The sequence below is a fragment of the Pseudomonas sp. 10S4 genome (assembly GCF_034344865.1).
In the GTDB taxonomy this organism is placed as follows: domain Bacteria; phylum Pseudomonadota; class Gammaproteobacteria; order Pseudomonadales; family Pseudomonadaceae; genus Aquipseudomonas.
The window spans coordinates 1,019,080-1,041,811 of record NZ_CP133774.1 but is presented as its reverse complement, the minus strand read 5'-3'; the positions used below and the strand labels follow the sequence as shown (position 1 = coordinate 1,041,811).

The window sequence follows — 22,732 nt, the reverse complement described above, 5'->3', positions numbered from 1 at the left end:
ATGGCAATCGTTAAATGCAAACCGACTTCCCCTGGCCGCCGTTTTGTGGTCAAGGTGGTCAACCAGGAGCTGCATAAAGGCGCTCCTCACGCACCGCTGCTCGAGAAAAAATCGAAGACTGGTGGTCGTAACAACAATGGTCGTATTACCACTCGTCACATCGGTGGTGGCCATAAGCAGCATTATCGTCTGGTCGATTTCCGTCGCAACGACAAAGATGGCATTGTTGCCACTGTCGAGCGTATTGAATACGATCCAAACCGTACTGCTCACATCGCTCTGCTGCTGTACGCAGATGGCGAGCGTCGCTACATCATCGCCCCTAAAGGCGTGAGTGCTGGTGACCAGCTGATCGCAGGTGCTTTGGCGCCGATCAAGCCGGGCAACGCTCTGCAACTGCGTAACATTCCAGTTGGTAGCACCGTACACGGCATCGAATTGAAGCCAGGTAAAGGCGCGCAAATCGCTCGTTCCGCTGGTGCTTCGGCTCAGCTGATCGCTCGTGAAGGTGTCTACGTGACCCTGCGTCTGCGTTCTGGTGAGATGCGTAAAGTGCTGGCTGAATGCCGCGCGACCCTGGGTGAAGTCTCGAACTCCGAGCACAGCCTGCGTTCGCTGGGTAAAGCTGGTGCCAAACGCTGGCGTGGCGTTCGCCCGACCGTTCGTGGTGTTGCCATGAACCCGGTCGACCACCCGCACGGTGGTGGTGAAGGTCGTACCTCTGGTGGTCGTCATCCGGTATCGCCATGGGGCTTCCCGACTAAGGGCGCGAAGACTCGTGGTAATAAGCGTACCGACAAAATGATCGTCCGTCGTCGCAAGTAAATAGAGGGATACGACAGTGCCACGTTCTCTGAAAAAAGGTCCTTTTATTGATCTTCACCTACTGAAGAAGATCGAAGTGGCGGCGGAAAAGAACGATCGCAAACCAGTGAAAACCTGGTCGCGCCGTTCCATGATCCTGCCACAAATGGTCGGTTTGACCATTGCTGTGCATAACGGTCGTCAACATGTTCCAGTTCTCGTGAACGAAGACATGGTCGGCCACAAACTAGGCGAGTTTGCCGGTACCCGCACATATCGTGGGCACGTGGCAGACAAGAAAGCCAAGCGTTAAGGGGTAAGGAACGATGGAAGTAGCCGCTAAGTTGTCGGGCGCTCGAATCTCCGCCCAGAAAGCCCGCTTGGTCGCCGACCAGATCCGCGGGAAGAAGGTGGGCGAAGCGCTCAACCTGTTGGCTTTCAGCAGTAAGAAAGCCGCCGAGATCATCAAGAAAGTGCTGGAGTCGGCCGTAGCCAACGCCGAGCACAACGAAGGCGCAGACGTTGATGACCTTAAAGTCAGCACCGTTTTCGTCAACGAAGGGCGTTCGCTGAAGCGAATCATGCCACGTGCCAAAGGCCGTGCTGATCGCATCGTCAAGCGGTCTTGCCATATCACTGTCAAGGTTGCTGACAAGTAACGGAGTCGAAGAGATGGGTCAGAAAGTACATCCCATTGGCATTCGCCTGGGAATCGTCAAGGAGCACACCTCCGTCTGGTACGCAGACGGTCGGACTTATGCGGACTATTTGTTCGCTGATCTGAAGGTGCGCGAGTATCTCCAAGACAAACTAAAAAGCGCGTCCGTAAGCCGTATCGATATCCATCGTCCGGCCCAAACTGCACGTATCACCATCCACACCGCTCGTCCAGGTATCGTTATCGGGAAGAAAGGTGAAGATGTTGAGAAACTGCGTCAGGACCTGACCAAGCAAATGGGTGTGCCTGTGCACATCAATATCGAAGAAATCCGCAAGCCGGAACTCGACGGTATGTTGGTTGCGCAGAGCGTAGCTCAGCAGCTGGAGCGTCGCGTAATGTTCCGCCGCGCTATGAAGCGCGCTGTACAGAACGCCATGCGCATTGGTGCCAAAGGCATCAAAATCCAAGTGAGCGGTCGTCTCGGCGGTGCTGAAATCGCACGTACTGAATGGTATCGCGAGGGTCGCGTGCCACTGCACACCCTGCGTGCCGACATCGACTATGCCAACTACGAAGCTCACACCACTTATGGTGTGATCGGTGTAAAGGTTTGGATCTTCAAAGGCGAAGTAATTGGTGGTCGCCAAGAAGAACTGAAACCACAAGCACCAGCGCCTCGTAAAAAAGCTGCTAAGTAAGGGGTACGCCAAATGTTGCAACCAAAGCGTACGAAGTTCCGCAAGCAGATGACTGGCCACAACCGTGGCTTGGCTCAGCGCGGTAGCAAAGTCAGCTTCGGCGAATATGCGCTGAAGTCTGTAGCTCGTGGTCGTCTCACCGCTCGTCAGATCGAGTCAGCGCGTCGTGCACTGACCCGTCACGTTAAACGTGGCGGCAAGATCTGGATCCGTGTATTCCCGGACAAGCCTATCTCCAAAAAGCCCCTCGAAGTTCGGATGGGTAAAGGTAAGGGTAGTGTGGAGTACTGGGTTGCCCAGATTCAGCCAGGCAAAGTCCTGTATGAAATCGAGGGTGTTACTGAAGAGCTGGCGCGTGAGGCTTTTGCCCTGGCTGCTGCAAAGCTGCCGCTCGCCACCGCCTTTGTTAAACGGACGGTGATGTGATGAAAGCGAATGAACTTCGTGAAAAAGACGCGCCGCAGCTTAACGAGCAACTGCTCGGCCTGCTGCGCGACCAGTTCAATCTGCGCATGCAGAAAGCAACTGGCCAGTTGGGGCAGTCTCACCTGCTCCGGCAAGTTAAGCGTGACATCGCTCGCGTGAAGACTGTGCTCAAACAGCAGGCAGGTAAGTAATCATGGCTGAAGCCGAAAAAACCGTCCGTACGCTGACTGGCCGTGTTGTCAGCGACAAAATGGACAAGACCATCACCGTTCTGATCGAGCGTCGCGTAAAGCACCCGATCTACGGTAAATACGTTAAGCGTTCGACTAAGCTGCACGCGCACGACGAAACCAATCAGTGCCACATCGGCGACAAAGTCACTATTCGTGAAACTCGTCCGCTGGCCAAGACCAAGTCTTGGGCGCTGGTTGATGTTCTCGAACGCGCTGTGGAAGTCTAAGGACTAGGGGTCGGAGAAATTATATGATTCAGACTCAATCCATGCTCGATGTGGCCGATAACAGCGGCGCTCGCCGCGTTATGTGCATCAAGGTGCTGGGTGGCTCCCATCGTCGTTACGCTGGTATCGGTGACATCATCAAAGTTACCGTGAAGGAAGCAATTCCTCGCGGTAAAGTGAAAAAAGGCCAAGTGATGACTGCTGTTGTAGTCCGCACTCGCCACGGCGTACGCCGTGCTGATGGCTCCATTATCCGCTTTGATGGCAACGCTGCTGTTCTTCTGAACAACAAGCAAGAGCCGATCGGCACCCGTATCTTTGGGCCAGTGACCCGTGAACTTCGTACTGAGAAGTTCATGAAGATCGTCTCGCTCGCCCCAGAAGTGCTGTAAGGAGATCCGACATGCAAAAGATTCGTCGTGACGACGAGATCATCGTGATCGCCGGCAAAGACAAAGGTAAGCGCGGTAAGGTGCTTAAGGTTCTCGCTAATAACCGTCTGGTTATTGGTGGTCTGAACCTGGTTAAGCGTCATACCAAGCCTAACCCGATGTCGGGCGTACAAGGCGGTATCGTCGAAAAAGAAGCTCCACTGGACGCTTCTAACGTCGCCATTTTCAACGGCGAAACCAACAAGGCTGATCGCGTTGGTTTCAAAGTAGAAGACGGCAAGAAAATTCGTGTCTTCAAGTCGACCCAAAAAGCGGTTGATGCTTGAACACTGCTAGGTAGAAGACCATGGCACGACTAAAAGAGATTTACTGGAAGGAAATCGCACCGAAGCTTAAGGAAGAACTTAAGCTTTCGAACGTGATGGAAGTTCCACGCGTTACAAAGATCACCCTGAACATGGGTCTGGGCGAAGCGGTCGGTGACAAAAAAGTCATCGAGCACGCTGTTGCCGACCTGGAAAAGATCACCGGTCAGAAAGTTGTTGTGACTTACGCTCGGAAATCCATCGCTGGCTTTAAAGTCCGTGAAGGTTGGCCGATCGGCGTCAAAGTGACCCTGCGCCGTGAGCGTATGTACGAGTTCCTGGATCGTCTGCTGTCGATCTCCCTGCCTCGGGTCCGCGACTTCCGTGGCCTGAATGCCAAGTCCTTTGATGGTCGTGGTAACTACAGCATGGGCGTTAAAGAGCAGATCATCTTCCCGGAAATCGACTACGACAAGATCGATGCTCTCCGCGGTCTGGACATTACCCTGACCACCACTGCCAAGAACGATGATGAAGGTCGCGCGCTGCTGCGTGCTTTCAAATTCCCGTTCCGCAACTGATTGGAGTAGGAAAATGGCCAAGATGAGCATGAAAAACCGCGAGCTGAAGCGTCAGCTCACGGTTGCCAAGTACGCCAAGAAGCGTGCAGCACTGAAAGCTATCATCGTTGATCTGAACGCAAGTCCAGAAGCGCGTTGGGAAGCTACAGTAGCTCTGCAGAAGCAGCCACGTGACGCAAGCGCTTCGCGCATGCGTAACCGCTGCCGCCTGACCGGTCGTCCACACGGCGTTTACCGCAAGTTCGGCCTCGGCCGTAACAAACTGCGTGAAGCTGCAATGCGTGGTGACGTACCTGGTCTGGTTAAAGCCAGCTGGTAAGCACTGTCAAAGTCTCGGTGTTCAGGATTGCAAGATCCTGACCATCGGTGACCTTGAACTTGAATCAAGCCCCTTTTGGGGCTTGATTCATTTGTGGGGTGTGTCTAGAATACCCGGCTCGCCTGAGCCCGTGCTTTTTACGTGCGGAGTTTCTCGGCGAAGGTAGTAGCCGCAAGGCTTATTTTTTTGTATTAGGAGCGTCTAGCCCATGAGTATGCAGGACCCGTTAGCGGACATGCTAACTCGAATCCGTAATGCCCAGATGGCTGAAAAGTCCGTCGTAAGCATGCCATCTTCTACTTTGAAGGTAGCTGTTGCCAAAGTCCTGAAGGACGAAGGTTACATTGCGGGTTATCAGATCAGCAGCGAAATCAAACCACTGCTGTCCATCGAGCTGAAGTACTTCGAAGGCCGTCCGGTCATCGAGGAAGTGAAGCGCGTTAGCCGTCCAGGCCTGCGTCAGTACAAGTCCGTCGATGATCTGCCAAAAGTTCGTGGCGGTCTCGGTGTGTCTATCGTCTCCACCAACAAAGGTGTGATGACGGATCGTGCTGCGCGCGCTGCCGGTGTCGGCGGCGAAGTTCTTTGCACTGTGTTCTAAGGGGGATAAGCATGTCACGCGTCGCTAAGAACCCCGTTAAGCTGCCAGCCGGTGTCGAAGTCAAATTCGCAGGCCAACAGCTTTCGGTGAAGGGTGCCAAGGGCACTCTCGAACTGAACATCCATTCGTCCGTTGAGATCGTTGAAGAAGCTGGTGAGCTGCGTTTCGCTGCTCGCAATGGCGATCAACAAACTCGCGCAATGGCCGGTACCACTCGTGCGTTGGTAAACAACATGGTCCAAGGCGTAAGCCAAGGCTTCGAGCGCAAGCTCCAGCTGGTCGGTGTTGGTTACAAAGCGCAAGCAAAAGGCACAGTGCTGAACCTGGCTCTTGGCTTCTCGCACCCAGTGGATTACGAACTGCCGGAAGGCATCACCGCTGAGACTCCTAGCCAGACCGATATCCTGATTAAGGGCATCGATAAGCAGCTGGTAGGTCAAGTGGCCGCCGAGATCCGCGACTTCCGTCCACCAGAACCTTACAAAGGTAAAGGTGTGCGCTACGCGGACGAAGTCGTCCGTCGTAAAGAAGCCAAGAAGAAGTAGGGCATAGCAAATGACCGACAAAAAAGTTACTCGACTGCGTCGCGCTCGCAAAGCACGCCTGAAAATGCACGAACTCGAAGTCGTGCGTCTCTGCGTGTTCCGCTCGTCGCAGCACATCTACGCCCAGGTCATTTCGGCCGACGGCAACAAAGTCCTGGCATCTGCCTCGACTTTGGATAAAGAACTGCGTGATGGCGCCACTGGCAACATCGACGCGGCCACTAAGGTTGGCCAGCTGGTCGCTACGCGTGCTAAAGCCGCTGGCGTCTCGCAGGTGGCTTTCGACCGCTCTGGCTTCAAGTACCACGGTCGCGTCAAGGCGCTGGCTGATGCTGCTCGTGAAGCTGGGCTGGAGTTCTAAGTTATGTCAAATAACGACCAAAAGCGCGACGAAGGCTACATTGAGAAGCTGGTTCAAGTTAACCGCGTAGCCAAAACCGTTAAAGGCGGCCGTATCTTCACTTTCACCGCGTTGACCGTGGTTGGTGATGGTAAAGGGCGTGTTGGCTTCGGCCGTGGCAAGTCACGTGAAGTGCCTGCCGCGATCCAGAAGGCAATGGAAGCTGCTCGTCGCAACATGATCCAAGTTGATCTGAACGGCACCACTCTGCAGTACGCAATGAAGTCTGCTCATGGCGCTTCGAAGGTGTACATGCAGCCTGCTTCTGAAGGTACCGGTATCATCGCTGGCGGCGCTATGCGTGCTGTCCTCGAAGTTGCTGGCGTTCAGAACGTTCTGGCCAAGTGCTACGGCTCGACTAACCCGGTAAACGTGGTTCACGCCACTTTCAAAGGTTTGAAAGCTATGCAATCTCCTGAATCCATTGCCGCCAAGCGTGGCAAAAGCGTCAAGGAGATCTTCTGATCATGGCTACCGTTAAAGTTACGCTGATCAAAAGCATGACCGGCCGCATCCCTAACCACAAACTGTGCGTTAAGGGTCTGGGTCTGCGTCGCATCGGTCACACTGTAGAAGTACTTGATACTCCCGAGAATCGCGGGATGATCAACAAGGCTTACTACATGCTGCGTGTCGAGGGTTAATCGATGAAACTCAATGATCTGAGTCCAGCGCCGGGTTCCCGTCGCGAAAAGCATCGTCCGGGCCGTGGTATCGGTAGTGGTTTGGGCAAGACCGGTGGCCGTGGCCACAAAGGTCAGTCCTCCCGCTCCGGTGGCACCATTGCTCCAGGCTTTGAAGGCGGTCAACAGCCGCTGCATCGTCGCCTGCCGAAATTCGGTTTCGTTTCCTTGAAAGCCATGGATCGCGCAGAAGTGCGTCTGTCCGAGCTGGCCAAAGTGGAAGGCGACATCGTCACCGTGCAGTCCCTGAAAGATGCCAACGTTATTAACGTCAACGTACAGCGTGTGAAAATCATGCTGTCCGGCGAAGTTACTCGCGCTGTCACCATCGGAAAGGGAATCGGCGCCACCAAAGGTGCGCGTGCGGCTATCGAAGCAGCTGGCGGCAAGTTCGAGGAATAAATGGCTAAGCAAGGTGCTCTCTCTGCGCTCGGCAAAGGCGGTATGTCTGAACTCTGGGCTCGTCTGCGTTTTCTGTTCCTGGCGATTATCGTCTACCGAATAGGCGCACACATCCCGGTTCCAGGTATTAACCCGGACCGACTCGCGGACCTGTTTCGACAGAATGAGGGGACCATTCTTAGCTTGTTCAACATGTTTTCCGGCGGCGCGCTGGAACGGATGAGCATCTTTGCACTGGGGATCATGCCGTACATTTCGGCATCGATCATCATGCAACTGATGACCGCCGTCAGCCCGCAGCTGGAGCAGTTGAAGAAGGAAGGTGAAGCTGGCCGTCGCAAGATCAGCCAGTACACCCGCTACGGCACTGTCGTCCTCGCTCTGGTTCAGGCTATTGGCATGTCCATTGGTCTGGCGGGGCAGGGCGTTGCGTTCACTGGTGACTTTGGCTTCCATTTCGTCGCGGTATCCACTTTTGTGGCTGGTGCGATGTTCATGATGTGGCTGGGTGAGCAGATTACTGAGCGTGGTGTTGGCAACGGTATCTCGATGTTGATTTTTTCGGGTATCGTCGCCGGTCTTCCGAGAGCGATCGGGCAGTCTTTCGAGTCTGCACGTCAGGGTGATATCAACATCTTCGCCCTGGTTGCCATCGGTTTGCTGGCAGTAGCGATTATCGGTTTCGTGGTGTTCATTGAGCGTGGTCAGCGTCGTATTGCTGTTCACTACGCCAAGCGTCAGCAGGGCCGCAAGGTCTTCGCTGCGCAGACTAGCCACTTGCCGCTGAAGGTGAACATGGCCGGTGTTATTCCGGCTATTTTCGCGAGCAGCATTTTGCTGTTCCCGGCTTCGTTGGGTGCCTGGTTCGGTCAGTCTGAAGGTATGGGCTGGTTGCAGGACATCTCGCAGTCGATCGCTCCTGGTCAGCCGTTGAATATTCTGCTGTTTAGTGCAGGGATTATTTTCTTCTGCTTCTTCTATACGGCGTTGATGTTCAATCCGAAAGACGTAGCGGAAAACCTGAAGAAGTCCGGTGCCTTTATTCCGGGTATCCGTCCAGGCGAGCAGTCTGCGCGCTATATTGATGGCGTTCTGACTCGTTTGACCATGTTCGGTGCTCTTTACATGACGGCCGTGTGCTTGCTGCCCCAGTTCCTGGTGGTTGCAGCAAACGTACCGTTCTACCTTGGCGGGACCTCGTTGCTGATCGTCGTCGTGGTTGTGATGGACTTCATGTCCCAAGTACAATCGCACCTCGTTTCGCACCAGTACGAATCCCTGATGAAGAAAGCCAACCTGAAGGGTTACGGCAGCGGCATGTTGCGCTGAGTACCCATAAGGTTCGAGGAGTTGGTGATGAAAGTTCGTGCATCGGTGAAAAAGCTGTGCCGTAACTGCAAAATTATTCGCCGCGAAGGTGTTGTTCGAGTAATTTGCAGCGCGGAACCGCGTCACAAACAGCGCCAAGGCTGAGTGTGATTGTGCTTCAAGCCCGGCAGCTAGTGCGCTGCCGGGTTGATTATTTGTTATTACAGCGATATTATCTCGCGCCCTATTTCTTGGCTTCCGGGGCGTAGGTAGCTGTCAATTGGAGTCCCACTGAATGGCCCGTATTGCAGGCGTTAACATTCCAGATAACAAGCATACTGTTATCTCGCTGACCTACATCTATGGTGTTGGTCGCACTACTGCACAGAAGATCTGTGCAGTGACTGGGGTAAACCCAGCCGCAAAGATCAAAGATCTGAGCGACGAGCAGATTGAACAGCTGCGTGGCGAAGTGGCGAAGTTCACCACTGAAGGTGACCTGCGTCGCGAAATCAACATGAAAATCAAGCGTTTGATGGACCTCGGTTGCTATCGCGGTCTGCGTCATCGTCGTGGTCTTCCAGTGCGCGGTCAGCGTACCAAGACTAACGCGCGTACCCGTAAAGGTCCGCGTAAGCCGATCCGCAAGTAATCGCCCCAGCGAATCGACAGGAAATTAATCATGGCTAAACCTGCTGCTCGTCCTCGTAAAAAAGTCAAAAAGACAGTGGTTGATGGCATCGCCCACATCCATGCGTCTTTTAACAACACAATCGTGACCATCACCGACCGTCAAGGTAACGCGCTTTCTTGGGCTACCTCCGGTGGTTCGGGTTTCCGCGGTTCTCGCAAGTCCACGCCGTTTGCTGCTCAAGTAGCTGCTGAACGTGCTGGTCAAGCTGCGCTGGAATACGGTCTGAAAAACCTCGACGTAAACGTCAAAGGTCCAGGCCCAGGTCGTGAATCCGCAGTCCGCGCTTTGAACGGCTGTGGCTACAAGATCGCCAGCATCACCGACGTGACGCCAATCCCGCACAACGGGTGCCGTCCGCCGAAGAAGCGCCGCGTGTAATCCAGGAGATTGTAAAGAATGGCTCGTTACATTGGTCCAAAATGCAAACTGGCTCGTCGTGAAGGCACCGATCTCTTTCTGAAGAGCGGCGTGCGCGCGATCGAATCGAAGTGCAACATCGAAGCAGCACCTGGTATCCACGGCCAACGCCGCGGTCGCCAGTCCGATTACGGCACCCAACTGCGTGAAAAGCAGAAGGTCCGTCGTATCTACGGCGTTCTCGAGCGTCAATTCAGCGGCTACTACAAAGAAGCTGCTGGCAAGAAAGGCGCAACTGGCGAAAACCTGTTGCAGCTGCTCGAATGCCGTCTGGACAACGTTGTATACCGTATGGGTTTTGGCTCTACTCGTGCCGAATCCCGTCAGCTGGTATCGCACAAATCCGTAAGCGTTAACGGTCAAACCGTAAACGTGCCGTCGTACCAGGTTCGTGCTGGTGACGTGGTCGCGATTCGCGAGAAAGCAAAGAACCAACTTCGCATTGTCCAAGCTCTCGATCTGTGTGCCCAACGTGGCCGCGTAGAATGGGTAGAAGTAGACACTGAGAAGAAGTCGGGCGTTTTCAAGAACGTTCCTGCTCGCAGTGATCTGTCCGCCGACATCAACGAAAGCCTGATTGTCGAGCTCTACTCCAAGTAAGGGCTAGAAAATAGGTGCATCCATGCAGATTTCGGTAAATGAGTTCCTGACACCCCGCCATATTGATGTGCAGGTTGTCAGTCCAACCCGCGCCAAGATCACTCTCGAGCCTCTCGAGCGTGGTTTCGGCCACACCCTGGGCAACGCGCTGCGACGCATCTTGTTGTCCTCAATGCCCGGCTGTGCAGTAGTCGAGGCCGAGATTGACGGTGTGCTCCACGAGTACAGCGCCATCGAAGGTGTACAGGAAGACGTAATTGAAATCCTGTTGAACCTTAAAGGTCTGGCTATCAAGCTGCACGGCCGTGACGAAGTTACGCTGACCTTGTCGAAGAAGGGTTCGGGGGTGGTTACCGCTGCCGATATTCAGCTGGATCATGATGTCGAGATCGTTAACCCCGATCACGTAATCGCTAACCTGGCGTCTAACGGCGCCCTGAACATGAAGCTCACCGTAGCTCGTGGTCGTGGTTATGAACCGGCAGACTCGCGTCAGAGCGATGAAGACGAAAGCCGCAGCATCGGTCGCTTGCAGCTTGACTCTTCGTTCAGCCCGGTTCGCCGTATCGCATACGTGGTGGAAAACGCCCGTGTCGAACAGCGTACTAACCTGGACAAGCTGGTTATTGATCTGGAAACCAACGGTACTCTGGATCCTGAAGAGGCTATCCGTCGCGCTGCAACCATCCTGCAACAGCAGTTGGCTGCGTTCGTGGACCTCAAAGGTGATAGTGAGCCAGTGGTTGTCGAGCAGGAAGACGAGATCGATCCGATCCTGCTTCGCCCGGTTGACGATCTGGAACTGACTGTACGTTCGGCTAACTGCCTTAAGGCGGAAAACATCTACTACATCGGTGACCTGATTCAGCGTACCGAAGTAGAGCTGTTGAAGACTCCGAACCTTGGCAAGAAATCCTTGACTGAAATCAAGGACGTTCTGGCCTCCCGCGGTCTGTCCCTCGGCATGCGCCTCGACAACTGGCCGCCTGCAAGTCTTAAGAAGGACGACAAGGCGACTGCCTGATCGTCGTAATCACCGAACGTTGTGTTTGGTAAGGAATGAACCATGCGTCATCGTAAAAGTGGTCGTCACCTGAGCCGCACTAGCTCGCACCGCAAGGCCATGTTTCAAAACATGGCAGTGTCGCTGTTCGAGCACGAGCTGATCAAAACTACACTGCCGAAAGCTAAAGAACTGCGTCGCGTTGCTGAGCCGCTGATCACTTTGGCCAAGACAGACAGCCTGGCTAACCGCCGTCTGGTTTTCGACCGTACTCGTTCGAAAGCTATCGTTGGTAAGCTCTTCAACGACCTGGGCAAGCGTTACGCTACCCGTGAGGGTGGCTACCTGCGCATCCTCAAGTGCGGCTTCCGCACTGGTGACAACGCGCCTATGGCGTACGTTGAGTTGGTTGATCGTCCAGTTGGCGGTGAAGCTGTATCCGCTGAGTAAGACGTCAGTCTGAAACGAAGAACCGGGCCTAGTGCCCGGTTTTTTGTGCCTGTAAGAAAAGCGCTGTTTATACAAGCTTCCCTGCGGCTCATGCCGTCATGATGCGAACGGGTTTCGTTGGTAGTATTTTTCTATTGATCTCTACAAGTTAATGAATTTGTAGCCTTCCTGATCAATGGTCAATACTCCGTCCCAAGCCGATTAGCCGGCAGTTCCAAAACTGACAGAGGAAGAAGATCGCATGAGCCAAAACAAAACGCTTACGACCGCCAGTGGCGCTCCTGTCGCCGACAACCAGAATTCCCGTTCCGCCGGCCCTCGCGGCCCGCTGCTGCTCGACGATTTTCATATGATCGAGAAGCTTGCCCACTTCAACCGTGAAAACATCCCTGAGCGTCGCGTCCACGCCAAAGGCTCGGGTGCTTACGGTACGTTCACTGTTACCCGTGACATCACCGAGTACACCAGCGCCAAGCTGTTCGAGTCCGTTGGCAAGCAAACGCTGACGTTCCTGCGGTTTTCGACCGTTGGTGGCGAGCGTGGTTCGGCTGATACCGAACGCGATCCACGTGGTTTTGCGCTGAAGTTTTATACCGAAGAAGGCAACTGGGACATCGTTGGTAACAACACGCCAGTGTTCTTCATTCGCGATCCACTGAAATTCCCGGACTTTATCCACACCCAGAAACGCCTGCCGCAAAGCAATCTGAAAAGCGCACAAATGATGTGGGACTTCTGGTCGCACTCTCCTGAGGCGCTGCACCAAGTCACCATCTTGTTCTCGGATCGCGGCATCCCTGACGGCTACCGTCACATGCACGGCTTCGGCAGCCACACCTACAGTCTGATCAGCGCCAAGGGTGAGCGTCATTGGGTGAAATGGCACTACAAGACCCAGCAGGGGATCAAGAACCTGGCGCCGGCAGACGCGGCACGCTTGGCCGGTACCGATCCGGATTATGCTCAGCGGGATCTGTTCGGTGCGATCGAACGCGGTGATTTCCCCAAATGGCGCGTGTGCATTCAGATCATGACCGAGGCCCAGGCCTCGGCACACTACGAGAACCCGTTCGACGTGACCAAGACCTGGTCGCAGAAAGAGTTCCCGCTGATCGAAGTGGGTGAACTGGAGCTCAACCGCAATCCGCAGAATTACTTTGCTGAAGTGGAGCAGGCTGCATTTGGCCCAAGCAACATGGTCCCGGGTGTGGGGCTGTCGCCGGATCGCATGCTGCAAGGTCGTGTGTTCGCTTACGCTGATGCTCACCGCTACCGTGTTGGCACCAACCACCAGCAGCTGCCGGTGAATGCTCCGCGTAATCAGGTCAACAGCTATCAGCGTGATGGTTCCATGGCGTTCGGCAGCAACGGTGGTGCAACGCCCAATTACGAGCCGAACAGCTACGTAGAGTCGCCGAAACAAGCCCCGCGCTACGCCGAGCCTGCGCTGGCCTTGAGCGGTGCGGCTGATCGTTACGATCACCGCGAAGACACCGATTACTACAGCCACGCCGGCGCGCTGTTCCGCCTGATGAGTGATGAGCAGAAAACCCTGCTGGTCAACAACATTGTCGGCGCCATGGCTGGGGTTTCCAGCGATGTGGTTGACCGTCAACTGCAGCACTTCTTCAGGGCTGACTCGGCATATGGAGAAGCAATCGCAAAGGCGTTGGGCGTACAGCTTAACTAAGTCTAAACGATAAGCAGAACCGCCCTCATTTGGGCGGCTTTTGCGTTATTTAAACCACTTTTCTCAGAATATCTTCTCTTTTATCGCGTAAGCGGAGTGACCAATCAGTCGCCTTGGTTCAAACTACGGACTTTCAAGCAGGGAGATGTAGGGCGATGCAAGGCCACCCAGACGTAATCGATTACCTCAACACGTTGCTGACCGGCGAACTGGCGGCGCGTGATCAATATTTCATCCATTCGCGGATGTACGAGGACTGGGGTTTCACCGAGCTCTACGAACGTATCAACCACGAGATGGAAGAAGAGGCGCAGCACGCTGACGCCCTGATGCGTCGCATCCTGATGCTCGAAGGCACGCCACGCATGCGTCCGGACGACCTGGATGTCGGCACCACAGTGCCTGATATGCTCGCTGCCGACCTGCGACTGGAATACAAAGTCCGTGCCGCACTCTGCAAGGGCATCGAGCTCTGCGAGCTGCACAAGGACTACGTCAGCCGCGAGATCCTGCGTATTCAACTGGCCGATACCGAAGAAGATCACACCTACTGGCTGGAGAAGCAGCTGGGTCTGATCAAATTGATCGGTCTGGAGAATTATCTGCAATCGCAGTTCTGATCCTGCTTTGCAGGAGCATGGCTTGCCGGCGTTGGCGTCTTTTAGATCGCCATCGCGAGCAAGCTTTGCTCCTACAGAGGCAAGAAACAAAAAAGCCCCTGTCACCGATAAAGTGACAGGGGCTTTTTCATGGGCCTGAATCAGGCCTTGTCGCGAGCCAGCAGCGGCTTGAGGTAGAAGCCGGTGTGAGACTGCTTCATCTCCGAGACTTCTTCCGGCGTACCGACGGCAATGATCTGCCCGCCTTTGGAGCCGCCTTCCGGCCCCAGGTCAACCAACCAGTCCGCAGTCTTGATCACGTCCAGGTTGTGCTCGATCACCACCACGGTGTTGCCGTGGTCGCGCAGGCGATGCAGTACGTCGAGCAGTTGCTGGATATCCGCGAAGTGCAGGCCCGGTGGTCGGCTCGTCGAGGATATACAGGGTCTTGCCGGTATCGCGTTTGGACAGCTCGCGGGACAGTTTCACCCGCTGGGCTTCACCACCGGACAGCGTGGTCGCCGATTGCCCAAGCTTGATGTACGACAGACCGACGTCCATCAGCGTCTGCAGCTTGCGCGCCAGCGCCGGAACCGCATCGAAGAACACCCGGGCTTCCTCGATCGTCATCTCGAGGGTTTCGTGGATGTTCTTGCCCTTGTACTTGATCTCCAGCGTTTCGCGGTTGTAGCGCTTGCTCTTGCAGACGTCGCACGGGACATAGATGTCCGGCAGGAAGTGCATTTCCACCTTGATCAGGCCATCGCCCTGGCAAGCCTCGCAACGCCCGCCCTTCACGTTGAAGGAGAAACGCCCCGGGCCGTAACCACGGGAGCGGGACTCAGGCACGCCGGCAAACAGTTCGCGAATAGGCGTGAACAATCCGGTGTAGGTCGCCGGGTTGGAGCGGGGAGTACGACCAATCGGGCTCTGGTCGATATCTACAACTTTATCCAGATGTTCCAGGCCCTTGATGCTGTCGTGAGCGGCAGCTTCAAGCGTCGTGGCGCCGTTGAGTGCCGTGGCGCTCAGCGGAAACAGCGTGTTGTTGATCAGCGTCGATTTGCCTGAGCCGGATACACCGGTCACGCAGGTCAACAGACCCAACGGGATTTCCAGATCGACATTGCGCAGGTTGTTGCCGCGAGCGCCCTTGAGCGACAAGGTCATCTTTTTGTTACGCGGTGTACGTTTTGCCGGCACTGCGATTTTCACGCGGCCTGACAAATACTTGCCGGTCAGCGAGTCCGGGTGAGCCATGACTTCAGCTGGAGTCCCTTCGGCGACAATGTGCCCGCCATGCACGCCGGCACCAGGGCCGATGTCCACCACGTAGTCGGCCAGACGAATCGCATCTTCGTCGTGCTCAACCACAATCACCGTGTTACCGATGTCTCGCAGGTGCTTGAGGGTACCGAGCAAGCGATCGTTGTCCCGCTGGTGCAGGCCAATCGACGGTTCGTCAAGGATGTACAGAACCCCCACCAGGCCCGCACCAATCTGGCTGGCCAAGCGAATACGCTGGGCTTCACCGCCGGACAACGTGTCGGCACTGCGATCCAGCGACAGATAGTCGAGACCGACGTTAACCAGGAACTGCAGACGCTCGCGGATTTCCTTGAGAATCTTGTCGGCAATTTCGCCACGTCGGCCAGTCAGCTTCAGCACGCCGAAATACTCACAGGCATCGCCGATGGGCAGATTGGTCACTGCCGGCAAGGTCTTCTCGCCGACCCAAACGTGCCGCGCCTCGCGACGCAGTCGGGTGCCACGGCAATCCGGGCAAGGCTGGGTGCTGAGGAATTTGGCCAGCTCTTCGCGTACCGAGGCGGACTCGGTTTCGCGGTAGCGACGTTCCAGGTTCGGCACGATGCCTTCGAACGGGTGCGAGCGTTTGACGATGTCGCCACGGTCGTTCAGGTATTTAAAGTCGACGTTCTGCGAACCGCTGCCGTGCAGGATGAATTTCTGTTGATCGGCCGGCAGGTCGTTGAACGGCACTTCCAGGCTGAACTTGTAGTGGGACGCCAACGACCCGAGCATCTGGAAGTAATAGACGTTGCGCCGGTCCCAGCCACGTATCGCGCCTTCGGCCAGGGTCAGTTCGCCATTGACCAGTCGCTTGATGTCGAAGAACTGCTTAACGCCCAGGCCATCGCAAGTCGGGCAGGCGCCGGCCGGGTTGTTGAAGGAGAAGAGCTTGGGTTCCAGCTCGCTGATGGCATGGCCGCAGATCGGGCAGGCGAAGCGTGCGGAGAAGATCATCTCTTCGCCCGGCTCGTCGTCCATCGGTGCAACCAGCGCGATACCGTCCGCCAGCTTCAGCGCGGTCTCGAAGGACTCCGCCAGACGCTGTTGCAGATCGGCGCGGACCTTGAAGCGGTCGACCACTACATCAATCGAATGCTTCTTCTGTTTATCCAGCTTCGGCAGTTCGTCCAGCTCACAGAGCCGGCCGTTGACCCGGGCCCGAACGAAACCTTGGGCGCGCAGTTCTTCGAAAACCGATAGATGCTCGCCTTTACGCTCGCGAATCACCGGTGCCAGCAGCATCAGTTTGCTGCCTTCCGGTTGCGCGAGGACCAGGTCGACCATCTGGCTGACAGTCTGCGCTTCCAGTGGAATGTCGTGATCCGGGCAGCGCGGGATACCAACGCGGGCGTACAGCAGGCGCAGGTAGTCGTAGATTTCGGTGATGGTGCCGACCGTCGAGCGCGGGTTATGCGAGGTCGACTTCTGTTCGATGGAGATCGCCGGCGACAGGCCTTCAATGGTGTCGACGTCAGGCTTTTCCATCATCGACAGGAACTGCCGGGCATAGGCCGACAGGGACTCGACGTAGCGGCGCTGGCCTTCGGCGTACAGCGTGTCGAAAGCCAGGGACGACTTGCCGGATCCGGACAGGCCGGTGATGACGATCAGTTTGTCCCGTGGCAGGGTCAGGTCGATGTTCTTCAGGTTGTGGGTTCGGGCCCCACGAATCAGGATCTTGTCCAAAGTGGCCTCGCTCGGCGGGCGTCGAAAACGTAGGAGTATACGGCCAAATACTGGATGGATGCACACTATCAAATGCGGGTTGCACAGGCTTACATGAAGAGTGCGTCATCTATGCGCGTCATAGCGTCGCGATATACCCCGTCAATCGATGGGACTGGTAGAATCGCCGCCGGTTCACATGAGGTTTTTCCATGCACGATCCCCACAGCGAACGCATGAGTGGCAGTGAGACCCGCGCAGCAAGCGGTCTGGCCCTGGTGTTCGCCTTCCGTATGCTTGGCATGTTCATGGTGTTGCCGGTTCTGGCGACCTATGGGATGGACCTGGCTGGAGCGACCCCGGCCCTTATAGGGCTGGCGATTGGCGCTTATGGCCTGACCCAGGCGATTTTTCAGATTCCGTTCGGTTTCATTTCCGATCGTATCGGCCGGCGTCCGGTCATTTATCTGGGGCTGATCGTTTTCGCCCTGGGTAGCGTGCTGGCGGCCAATGCCGATTCGATCTGGGGCGTCATCGCCGGTCGAGTGCTGCAAGGCGCCGGGGCGATTTCCGCGGCGGTCATGGCGCTGCTGTCAGACCTGACCCGGGAACAGCATCGGACCAAAGCCATGGCCATGATCGGCATGACAATTGGTCTGTCGTTCGCGGTCGCCATGGTTGTAGGACCGTTGCTGACCCGTGCGTTCGGTCTGTCTGGCTTGTTCCTCGCCACCGGCGGCATGGCGCTGTTCGGCATCGTGATCGTGATGTTCATGGTGCCGCGCGCCACCGGCCCGTTGCAGCACCGTGAGTCCGGCGTTGCGCGCCAGGCGCTGATCCCGACACTCAAGCACCCGGACCTGCTGCGCCTGGACCTCGGCATTTTTGTGTTACATGCGATGTTGATGTCGAGCTTCGTTGCATTGCCCCTGGCTCTGGTCGAAAAAGCCGGGCTGCCCAAAGAGCAGCACTGGTGGGTGTACCTGACCGCGCTGCTGATCTCCTTCTTCGCCATGATCCCGTTCATTATCTACGGCGAGAAGAAACGCAAAATGAAACGAGTTTTATTGGGCGCCGTGACGACGCTGATGCTCACTGAGCTATTCTTCTGGCAGTTCGGCGACACCTTGCGAGCTCTGGTGATTGGTACGGTGGTGTTCTTCACCGCGTTCAATCTGCTGGAAGCTTCCTTGCCATCGCTGATCAGCAAGGTTTCACCAGCGGGCGGGAAGGGCACTGCGATGGGGGTTTATTCCACCAGCCAGTTCCTCGGTTCGGCGCTGGGCGGGATCCTCGGCGGCTGGATGTTCCAGCATGGCGGTTTGTCGGTTGTCTTCCTCGGATGCGCTGGCCTGGCTGCCCTCTGGTTGGCCTTTGCTGTTACCATGCGCGAACCTCCCTACGTGACGAGTCTGCGCTTGCCGCTGTCGCCCGAGGCGATCCGCGAAGCGGGTCTGGTTGAGCGCCTGAAGGCCGTCGTAGGGGTAACAGATGCAGTGATCGTTGCAGACGAAGCGGCGATTTACATCAAATTGGACACAGAACTATTGGATCGCACCACCCTTGAGCGCCTGGTGAACAACCCGGCCGGGGAAGCGTGCGTAGCCTAGGAGAACGTTATGGCCCGTGGGGTTAACAAAGTCATATTGGTCGGTACTTGCGGCCAGGATCCCGAAGTTCGCTACTTGCCTAACGGTAACGCCGTGACCAACCTGAGTCTGGCGACCAGCGAACAATGGACCGACAAGCAAACCGGTCAGAAGGTCGAGAAGACCGAATGGCACCGTGTATCGATGTTCGGCAAGGTTGCCGAAATCGCCGGTGAATACCTGCGTAAAGGTTCGCAGGTCTACATCGAAGGCAAACTGCAAACCCGCGAGTGGGAAAAAGACGGTATCAAGCGTTACACCACTGAAATCGTGGTCGACATGCAAGGCACCATGCAACTGCTGGGCGGCCGTCCACAGCAGGGCGATCAGCAAGGCGGGGGCAATAACTACCAGCAGTCCGCCCCGGCCCCACGTCAGCAGGCGCCACGTCCTCAGCAGTCGGCACCGCAACAGTCGCGTCAGGCTCCGCCTCCACAGCAGGCAGCGCCGCAACCGGCTCCGGATTTCGACAGCTTTGATGACGATATCCCGTTCTGATCCGCAGCTTTTTCAGAACCGTAAACAAAAAAAGCGAAGCCATCTGGCTTCGCTTTTTTGTTGGCGCTGTTAACGGGGCAACGTGGTCACATTGGCCCGTGCCGAGTGCAGTTTCTTGTAGCTATCGATCAACCGCAGGTGCCGGTCGAGCCCCTCCAGTTTCATGCTGGTCGGCGTCAAGCCATAGAAGCGTACGCTGCCGTCCACCGATCCGATCGCTGCATCCGTGCGCTCGGTGCCAAACATCCGGCGGAAATTGGCCTCGTAGTCTTCCAGTTCCAGGTCTTCGTCCAGCTTCATCTCCAGCACCACATTGACCGCCTGGTAGAACAAACCACGCTCAACCGTGTTGTCGTTGTACTGCAGGAACATTTCTACCGCCTCTTTCGCCTCTTCAAATTGCTGCAACGCGAGATAAATCAGCAGCTTCAACTCCAGGATTGTCAGCTGACCCCAAGCCGTATTGTCGTCAAATTCGATGCCGATCAAGCTGGTGATGTCGGTGTAGTCGTCCAGCTCACTTTCCACCAGACGTTCAACCAGCGCTTGCAGTTCGCTTTCCTCCAGGCGATGCAGGTTCAGGATATCGGCGCGGAAGAACAGCGCTTTGTTGGTGTTATCCCAGATCAGGTCATCAGCGGGATAGATTTCCGAATAGTCCGGCACGAGGATGCGGCACGCCTTGGCGCCGATATGCTCGTAGACGGCCATGTACACTTCCTTGCCCATACCTTTGAGAATGCCGAACAAGGTTGCGGCTTCCTCGGCATTCGAGTTTTCACCCTGGCCGGAGAAGTCCCACTCCACGAATTCGTAATCCGATTTGGCACTGAAGAAGCGCCACGACACCACGCCGCTGGAGTCGATAAAGTGCTCGACGAAGTTATTTGGCTCGGTCACCGCATGACCTTCAAAAGTCGGCTGAGGCAGGTCGTTGAGGCCTTCGAAACTGCGGCCCTGCAACAATTCGGTCAGGCTGCGTTCCAGCGCCACTTCCAGGCTCGGGTGCGCGCCGAACGAGGCGAACACACCGCCGGTACGCGGGTTCATCAGCGTGACGCACATCACCGGGAATTCACCGCCCAAGGACGCATCTTTCACCAACACCGGGAACCCTTGCTCTTCCAGCGCCTGAATACCGGCCAGTATCCCGGGATACTTCGCCAGCACATCGGCCGGCACATCCGGCAGTGCAAATTCGCCTTCGATGATTTCGCGTTTTACCGCGCGCTCGAAGATCTCCGACAGGCACTGCACTTGGGCTTCGGCCAGCGTGTTACCGGCACTCATGCCGTTGCTCAGGAACAGGTTCTCGATCAGGTTGGACGGGAAATACACCACCGCGCCGTCCGACTGGCGCACGTACGGCAGCGAGCAGATGCCGCGTTCCTCATTGCCCGAGTTGGTATCGATCAGGTGGGAGCCACGCAGCTCGCCGTCGCGGTTGTAAATCTTCAGGCAGTACTCGTCGAGAATTTCGGCGGGCAGTGCATCTTTACGGCCAGGCTTGAACCAACGTTCGTCCGGATAGTGCACAAACGCCGCATTGGCGATGTCTTCGCCCCAGAACTGGTCGTTGTAGAAGAAGTTGCAGTTCAGACGCTCGATAAACTCGCCCAGCGCCGACGCCAACGCGCCTTCTTTGGTCGCGCCCTTGCCATTGGTGAAACACATCGGCGAGTGCGCGTCGCGGATGTGCAGCGACCATACATTGGGAACGATATTGCGCCACGAAGCGATTTCAATCTTCATGCCCAGGTCAGCCAGAATGGCTGACATATTGGCAATGGTCTGCTCCAGCGGCAGATCTTTGCCCGCGATATAGGTGCCCGCCGCTGAATTGGAAGCAGGCATCAACAACGCCTGGGCGTCGGCGTCGAGGTTTTCCACTTCTTCGATCACAAACTCAGGCCCGGCTTGCACCACTTTTTTCACGGTGCAGCGGTCGATGGAACGCAGGATGCCCTGGCGGTCCTTGTCGGAGATGTCCGCAGGCAGCTCGACCTGAATCTTGAAAATCTGGTTGTAGCGGTTTTCCGGATCAACAATGTTGTTCTGCGACAGGCGGATGTTTTCGGTAGGAATACTGCGAGTGTCGCAGTACAACTTCACGAAATAAGCCGCACACAAAGCCGATGAAGCGAGAAAGTAATCGAACGGACCAGGTGCCGAGCCATCGCCCTTGTAGCGGATAGGCTGATCGGCCACGACTGTGAAGTCATCGAACTTTGCTTCAAGCCGAAGGTTGTCGAGAAAGTTGACCTTGATTTCCATGGGGGATTACCAGAATAACGGGCTAGACGAATTGGCTGCCATTATCCGGCTTTTCAGTCGTAAGTCTTGTCGTTGTCTAGTTTCACCCTAAAGCCCGATACATGGCACCGGGCCGTTTTGTAGGCGAAGGATTGATCAATCAAGGATCAAATGCGGCAAAAACCGGCTTGAATCCTTGGTGATCAAACTGTTGTCTTCCCGCACGCCAATGCCGGCCGCCTGGTCGCCAATCACCCACGAGCCGACCAACGTAAAGCTGTCGCCAAACTTCGGCAACGGGGCGAATTCCTGAAGGATAAACGGCGCGTCGGTGTAGGGGCCGTCCTCTTTCACGATCAGACCGTCGGCAGTTTGCAACTCGATGTTGGCGCCTTCCCGGGAGAAGTACGGCTTGCGCACCCAACCTTTGGGCACCGCTTTGCTTGGATCGGTATCAAGGTGCGCCGCGAGCAGGTTCGGGTGACCTTTGTTGAATTCCCACAGCAGCGGCAGGATGCCTTTGTTGGAGATGATCGATTTCCAGGCTGGCTCGAAAAACTGCGTATCGCTCTGGGCAATCGCCGCGCCGAAGGGTTCGTGGAAGATGAACTCCCAGGCGTGCAGTTTGAACAGGTGTGGAATCCAGCGATCTTCGAGGTCGACGAAACGGCCATCACTGGTGAGGCCAATGTCTTCGAGATCGATGTGGCGTGATTCGATGCCGACCTTTTCCGCGATCAGGCGCAGGTAGTCGGTGGTGCCTTTGTCTTCAAGCGAGTCTTTCATCGAGGCGAAGTAGAACGGTTGCGTGAGCTGCAGTTGAGCAAAGGCCTGATGCAGCTTGGTGTCGATGCTGTTGAACTGGTCGGCATGCTTGGGCAGCAGACCGCGTTCGATGCACTGCTCCAGCCAGCCCCACTGAAACGCCGACGCCTCATACAGGCTGGTCGGCGTGTCGTAGTTGAGTTCCAGCAACTTGGCCGGCCCGGTGCCGTTGTAGGAGAAGTCCATCCGTCCATACAAGTGCGGGTGGCCTTCGAGCCATGAAGTGCGCACCAGGTCGAAGAACGGCGCGGGAATGCTCAGGCGCTCCAACAGTTCCTCGCTCTGCACCACGCGGGCCACCAGGTCCATGCACATGTCATGAAGCTCGGTGGTCGGGTCTTCGAGATCGTTCTCGATCTGTTTGAGCGTGAACTGGTAGTACGCGCTCTCGTCCCAATAGGGTTCGTCGTCGATGGTATGGAACATAAAGCCGAGACTTTCGGCGGTCTGCTTCCAGTCATGACGCTCTGCGCAGAGGATTTTCTTCATGGCT

30 protein-coding genes and 1 pseudogene are annotated in these 22,732 nt (G+C 56.1%); 28 read left to right on the top strand and 3 right to left on the bottom strand.

Going from position 1 to position 22,732, the window contains the following annotated elements; translation table 11 throughout:
- The 26 genes from rplB (at position 1) to bfr (ending at position 14,059) form a co-directional block, all read left to right on the top strand.
- Entirely contained in the window at positions 1 to 825 is an 825-nt protein-coding gene (gene rplB / locus RHM58_RS04940) for a 50S ribosomal protein L2 (protein WP_201190748.1), read from the top strand.
- A gap of 16 nt (positions 826 to 841) precedes the next feature.
- Positions 842 to 1,117, top strand: coding sequence for a 30S ribosomal protein S19 (gene rpsS / locus RHM58_RS04935; RefSeq protein WP_002555486.1), 276 nt, complete (start codon positions 842 to 844; stop codon positions 1,115 to 1,117).
- A 13-nt stretch (positions 1,118 to 1,130) separates the two neighbouring features.
- Positions 1,131 to 1,463 (top strand): 50S ribosomal protein L22, encoded by a 333-nt coding sequence (gene rplV / locus RHM58_RS04930; protein WP_003210077.1) that lies wholly within the window; start codon positions 1,131 to 1,133, stop codon positions 1,461 to 1,463.
- A 13-nt stretch (positions 1,464 to 1,476) separates the two neighbouring features.
- Positions 1,477 to 2,163 (top strand): 30S ribosomal protein S3, encoded by a 687-nt coding sequence (gene rpsC / locus RHM58_RS04925; RefSeq protein ID WP_003176422.1) that lies wholly within the window; start codon positions 1,477 to 1,479, stop codon positions 2,161 to 2,163.
- A 12-nt stretch (positions 2,164 to 2,175) separates the two neighbouring features.
- Positions 2,176 to 2,589 carry a 50S ribosomal protein L16 gene (gene rplP / locus RHM58_RS04920; RefSeq protein ID WP_045057467.1) on the top strand — a complete coding sequence of 138 codons (414 nt, stop codon included), beginning with the start codon at positions 2,176 to 2,178 and terminating at the stop codon, positions 2,587 to 2,589.
- Positions 2,589 to 2,780 carry a 50S ribosomal protein L29 gene (gene rpmC / locus RHM58_RS04915; protein ID WP_008030901.1) on the top strand — a complete coding sequence of 64 codons (192 nt, stop codon included), beginning with the start codon at positions 2,589 to 2,591 and terminating at the stop codon, positions 2,778 to 2,780. The genes rplP and rpmC overlap by 1 nt, the downstream gene beginning before the upstream one ends.
- Positions 2,781 to 2,782: 2 nt before the next feature.
- On the top strand, positions 2,783 to 3,049 hold the full coding sequence (gene rpsQ / locus RHM58_RS04910; RefSeq protein ID WP_003176419.1) for a 30S ribosomal protein S17: 267 nt from the start codon (positions 2,783 to 2,785) through the stop codon (positions 3,047 to 3,049).
- Between the two features lie 23 nt (positions 3,050 to 3,072).
- Complete coding sequence (rplN, locus tag RHM58_RS04905) at positions 3,073 to 3,441, top strand: 50S ribosomal protein L14 (protein ID WP_002555479.1); 369 nt, start codon at positions 3,073 to 3,075, stop codon at positions 3,439 to 3,441.
- 11 nt (positions 3,442 to 3,452) lie between these two features.
- Complete coding sequence (gene rplX, locus RHM58_RS04900; RefSeq protein ID WP_003176416.1) at positions 3,453 to 3,767, top strand: 50S ribosomal protein L24; 315 nt, start codon at positions 3,453 to 3,455, stop codon at positions 3,765 to 3,767.
- Positions 3,768 to 3,787: 20 nt separating this feature from the next.
- The gene (rplE, locus tag RHM58_RS04895) at positions 3,788 to 4,327 is read left to right on the top strand and encodes a 50S ribosomal protein L5 (protein ID WP_003176415.1); all 540 of its coding nucleotides are present in this window, start codon (positions 3,788 to 3,790) and stop codon (positions 4,325 to 4,327) included.
- Positions 4,328 to 4,340: 13 nt separating this feature from the next.
- A complete protein-coding gene (gene rpsN / locus RHM58_RS04890) occupies positions 4,341 to 4,646 on the top strand; it encodes a 30S ribosomal protein S14 (protein WP_003176414.1) in 306 nt (101 codons plus the stop codon).
- A gap of 208 nt (positions 4,647 to 4,854) precedes the next feature.
- Positions 4,855 to 5,247, top strand: coding sequence for a 30S ribosomal protein S8 (gene rpsH / locus RHM58_RS04885; protein ID WP_003186040.1), 393 nt, complete (start codon positions 4,855 to 4,857; stop codon positions 5,245 to 5,247).
- 11 nt (positions 5,248 to 5,258) lie between these two features.
- Entirely contained in the window at positions 5,259 to 5,792 is a 534-nt protein-coding gene (gene rplF, locus RHM58_RS04880) for a 50S ribosomal protein L6 (RefSeq protein ID WP_003176412.1), read from the top strand.
- A gap of 10 nt (positions 5,793 to 5,802) precedes the next feature.
- Positions 5,803 to 6,153: a 50S ribosomal protein L18 gene (rplR, locus tag RHM58_RS04875; RefSeq protein WP_003186037.1), complete on the top strand. Its 351-nt coding sequence runs from the start codon at positions 5,803 to 5,805 to the stop codon at positions 6,151 to 6,153.
- A gap of 3 nt (positions 6,154 to 6,156) precedes the next feature.
- Positions 6,157 to 6,657, top strand: a complete 501-nt coding sequence (gene rpsE / locus RHM58_RS04870; protein ID WP_003186035.1) for a 30S ribosomal protein S5 — start codon at positions 6,157 to 6,159, stop codon at positions 6,655 to 6,657.
- Between the two features lie 2 nt (positions 6,658 to 6,659).
- Positions 6,660 to 6,836 carry a 50S ribosomal protein L30 gene (gene rpmD, locus RHM58_RS04865; RefSeq protein WP_003186033.1) on the top strand — a complete coding sequence of 59 codons (177 nt, stop codon included), beginning with the start codon at positions 6,660 to 6,662 and terminating at the stop codon, positions 6,834 to 6,836.
- 3 nt (positions 6,837 to 6,839) lie between these two features.
- Positions 6,840 to 7,277 carry a 50S ribosomal protein L15 gene (gene rplO / locus RHM58_RS04860; RefSeq protein WP_007896782.1) on the top strand — a complete coding sequence of 146 codons (438 nt, stop codon included), beginning with the start codon at positions 6,840 to 6,842 and terminating at the stop codon, positions 7,275 to 7,277.
- Positions 7,278 to 8,606: a preprotein translocase subunit SecY gene (gene secY, locus RHM58_RS04855; RefSeq protein ID WP_003228718.1), complete on the top strand. Its 1,329-nt coding sequence runs from the start codon at positions 7,278 to 7,280 to the stop codon at positions 8,604 to 8,606.
- Between the two features lie 27 nt (positions 8,607 to 8,633).
- The gene (rpmJ, locus tag RHM58_RS04850; RefSeq protein WP_002555468.1) at positions 8,634 to 8,750 is read left to right on the top strand and encodes a 50S ribosomal protein L36; all 117 of its coding nucleotides are present in this window, start codon (positions 8,634 to 8,636) and stop codon (positions 8,748 to 8,750) included.
- Positions 8,751 to 8,880: 130 nt separating this feature from the next.
- On the top strand, positions 8,881 to 9,237 hold the full coding sequence (gene rpsM / locus RHM58_RS04845) for a 30S ribosomal protein S13 (RefSeq protein WP_003186020.1): 357 nt from the start codon (positions 8,881 to 8,883) through the stop codon (positions 9,235 to 9,237).
- A 30-nt stretch (positions 9,238 to 9,267) separates the two neighbouring features.
- Positions 9,268 to 9,657, top strand: a complete 390-nt coding sequence (gene rpsK / locus RHM58_RS04840; RefSeq protein ID WP_002555466.1) for a 30S ribosomal protein S11 — start codon at positions 9,268 to 9,270, stop codon at positions 9,655 to 9,657.
- 18 nt (positions 9,658 to 9,675) lie between these two features.
- Positions 9,676 to 10,296 (top strand): 30S ribosomal protein S4, encoded by a 621-nt coding sequence (gene rpsD / locus RHM58_RS04835; protein ID WP_003210056.1) that lies wholly within the window; start codon positions 9,676 to 9,678, stop codon positions 10,294 to 10,296.
- A gap of 22 nt (positions 10,297 to 10,318) precedes the next feature.
- Entirely contained in the window at positions 10,319 to 11,320 is a 1,002-nt protein-coding gene (locus tag RHM58_RS04830) for a DNA-directed RNA polymerase subunit alpha (protein ID WP_003186012.1), read from the top strand.
- 42 nt (positions 11,321 to 11,362) lie between these two features.
- On the top strand, positions 11,363 to 11,749 hold the full coding sequence (gene rplQ / locus RHM58_RS04825) for a 50S ribosomal protein L17 (protein ID WP_201190750.1): 387 nt from the start codon (positions 11,363 to 11,365) through the stop codon (positions 11,747 to 11,749).
- Positions 11,750 to 11,990: 241 nt separating this feature from the next.
- Positions 11,991 to 13,439, top strand: a complete 1,449-nt coding sequence (locus RHM58_RS04820; protein WP_322269783.1) for a catalase — start codon at positions 11,991 to 11,993, stop codon at positions 13,437 to 13,439.
- A 155-nt stretch (positions 13,440 to 13,594) separates the two neighbouring features.
- Entirely contained in the window at positions 13,595 to 14,059 is a 465-nt protein-coding gene (gene bfr, locus RHM58_RS04815) for a bacterioferritin (protein ID WP_123359019.1), read from the top strand.
- A 140-nt stretch (positions 14,060 to 14,199) separates the two neighbouring features.
- Here bfr and uvrA read toward each other — a convergent pair.
- Positions 14,200 to 17,035 (bottom strand): annotated as a pseudogene (gene uvrA / locus RHM58_RS04810) (excinuclease ABC subunit UvrA).
- Positions 17,036 to 17,226: 191 nt separating this feature from the next.
- Here uvrA and RHM58_RS04805 point away from each other — a divergent pair.
- Complete coding sequence (locus RHM58_RS04805; protein ID WP_201190756.1) at positions 17,227 to 18,624, top strand: MFS transporter; 1,398 nt, start codon at positions 17,227 to 17,229, stop codon at positions 18,622 to 18,624.
- A gap of 9 nt (positions 18,625 to 18,633) precedes the next feature.
- A complete protein-coding gene (locus RHM58_RS04800; protein ID WP_010467282.1) occupies positions 18,634 to 19,161 on the top strand; it encodes a single-stranded DNA-binding protein in 528 nt (175 codons plus the stop codon).
- A gap of 69 nt (positions 19,162 to 19,230) precedes the next feature.
- Here RHM58_RS04800 and RHM58_RS04795 read toward each other — a convergent pair whose 3' ends face one another.
- A complete protein-coding gene (locus RHM58_RS04795) occupies positions 19,231 to 21,435 on the bottom strand; it encodes an OsmC domain/YcaO domain-containing protein (RefSeq protein WP_322269780.1) in 2,205 nt (734 codons plus the stop codon).
- A gap of 135 nt (positions 21,436 to 21,570) precedes the next feature.
- Positions 21,571 to 22,728 carry a glutathionylspermidine synthase family protein gene (locus tag RHM58_RS04790; RefSeq protein ID WP_322269779.1) on the bottom strand — a complete coding sequence of 386 codons (1,158 nt, stop codon included), beginning with the start codon at positions 22,726 to 22,728 and terminating at the stop codon, positions 21,571 to 21,573.
- Positions 22,729 to 22,732: the final 4 nt, after the last annotated feature.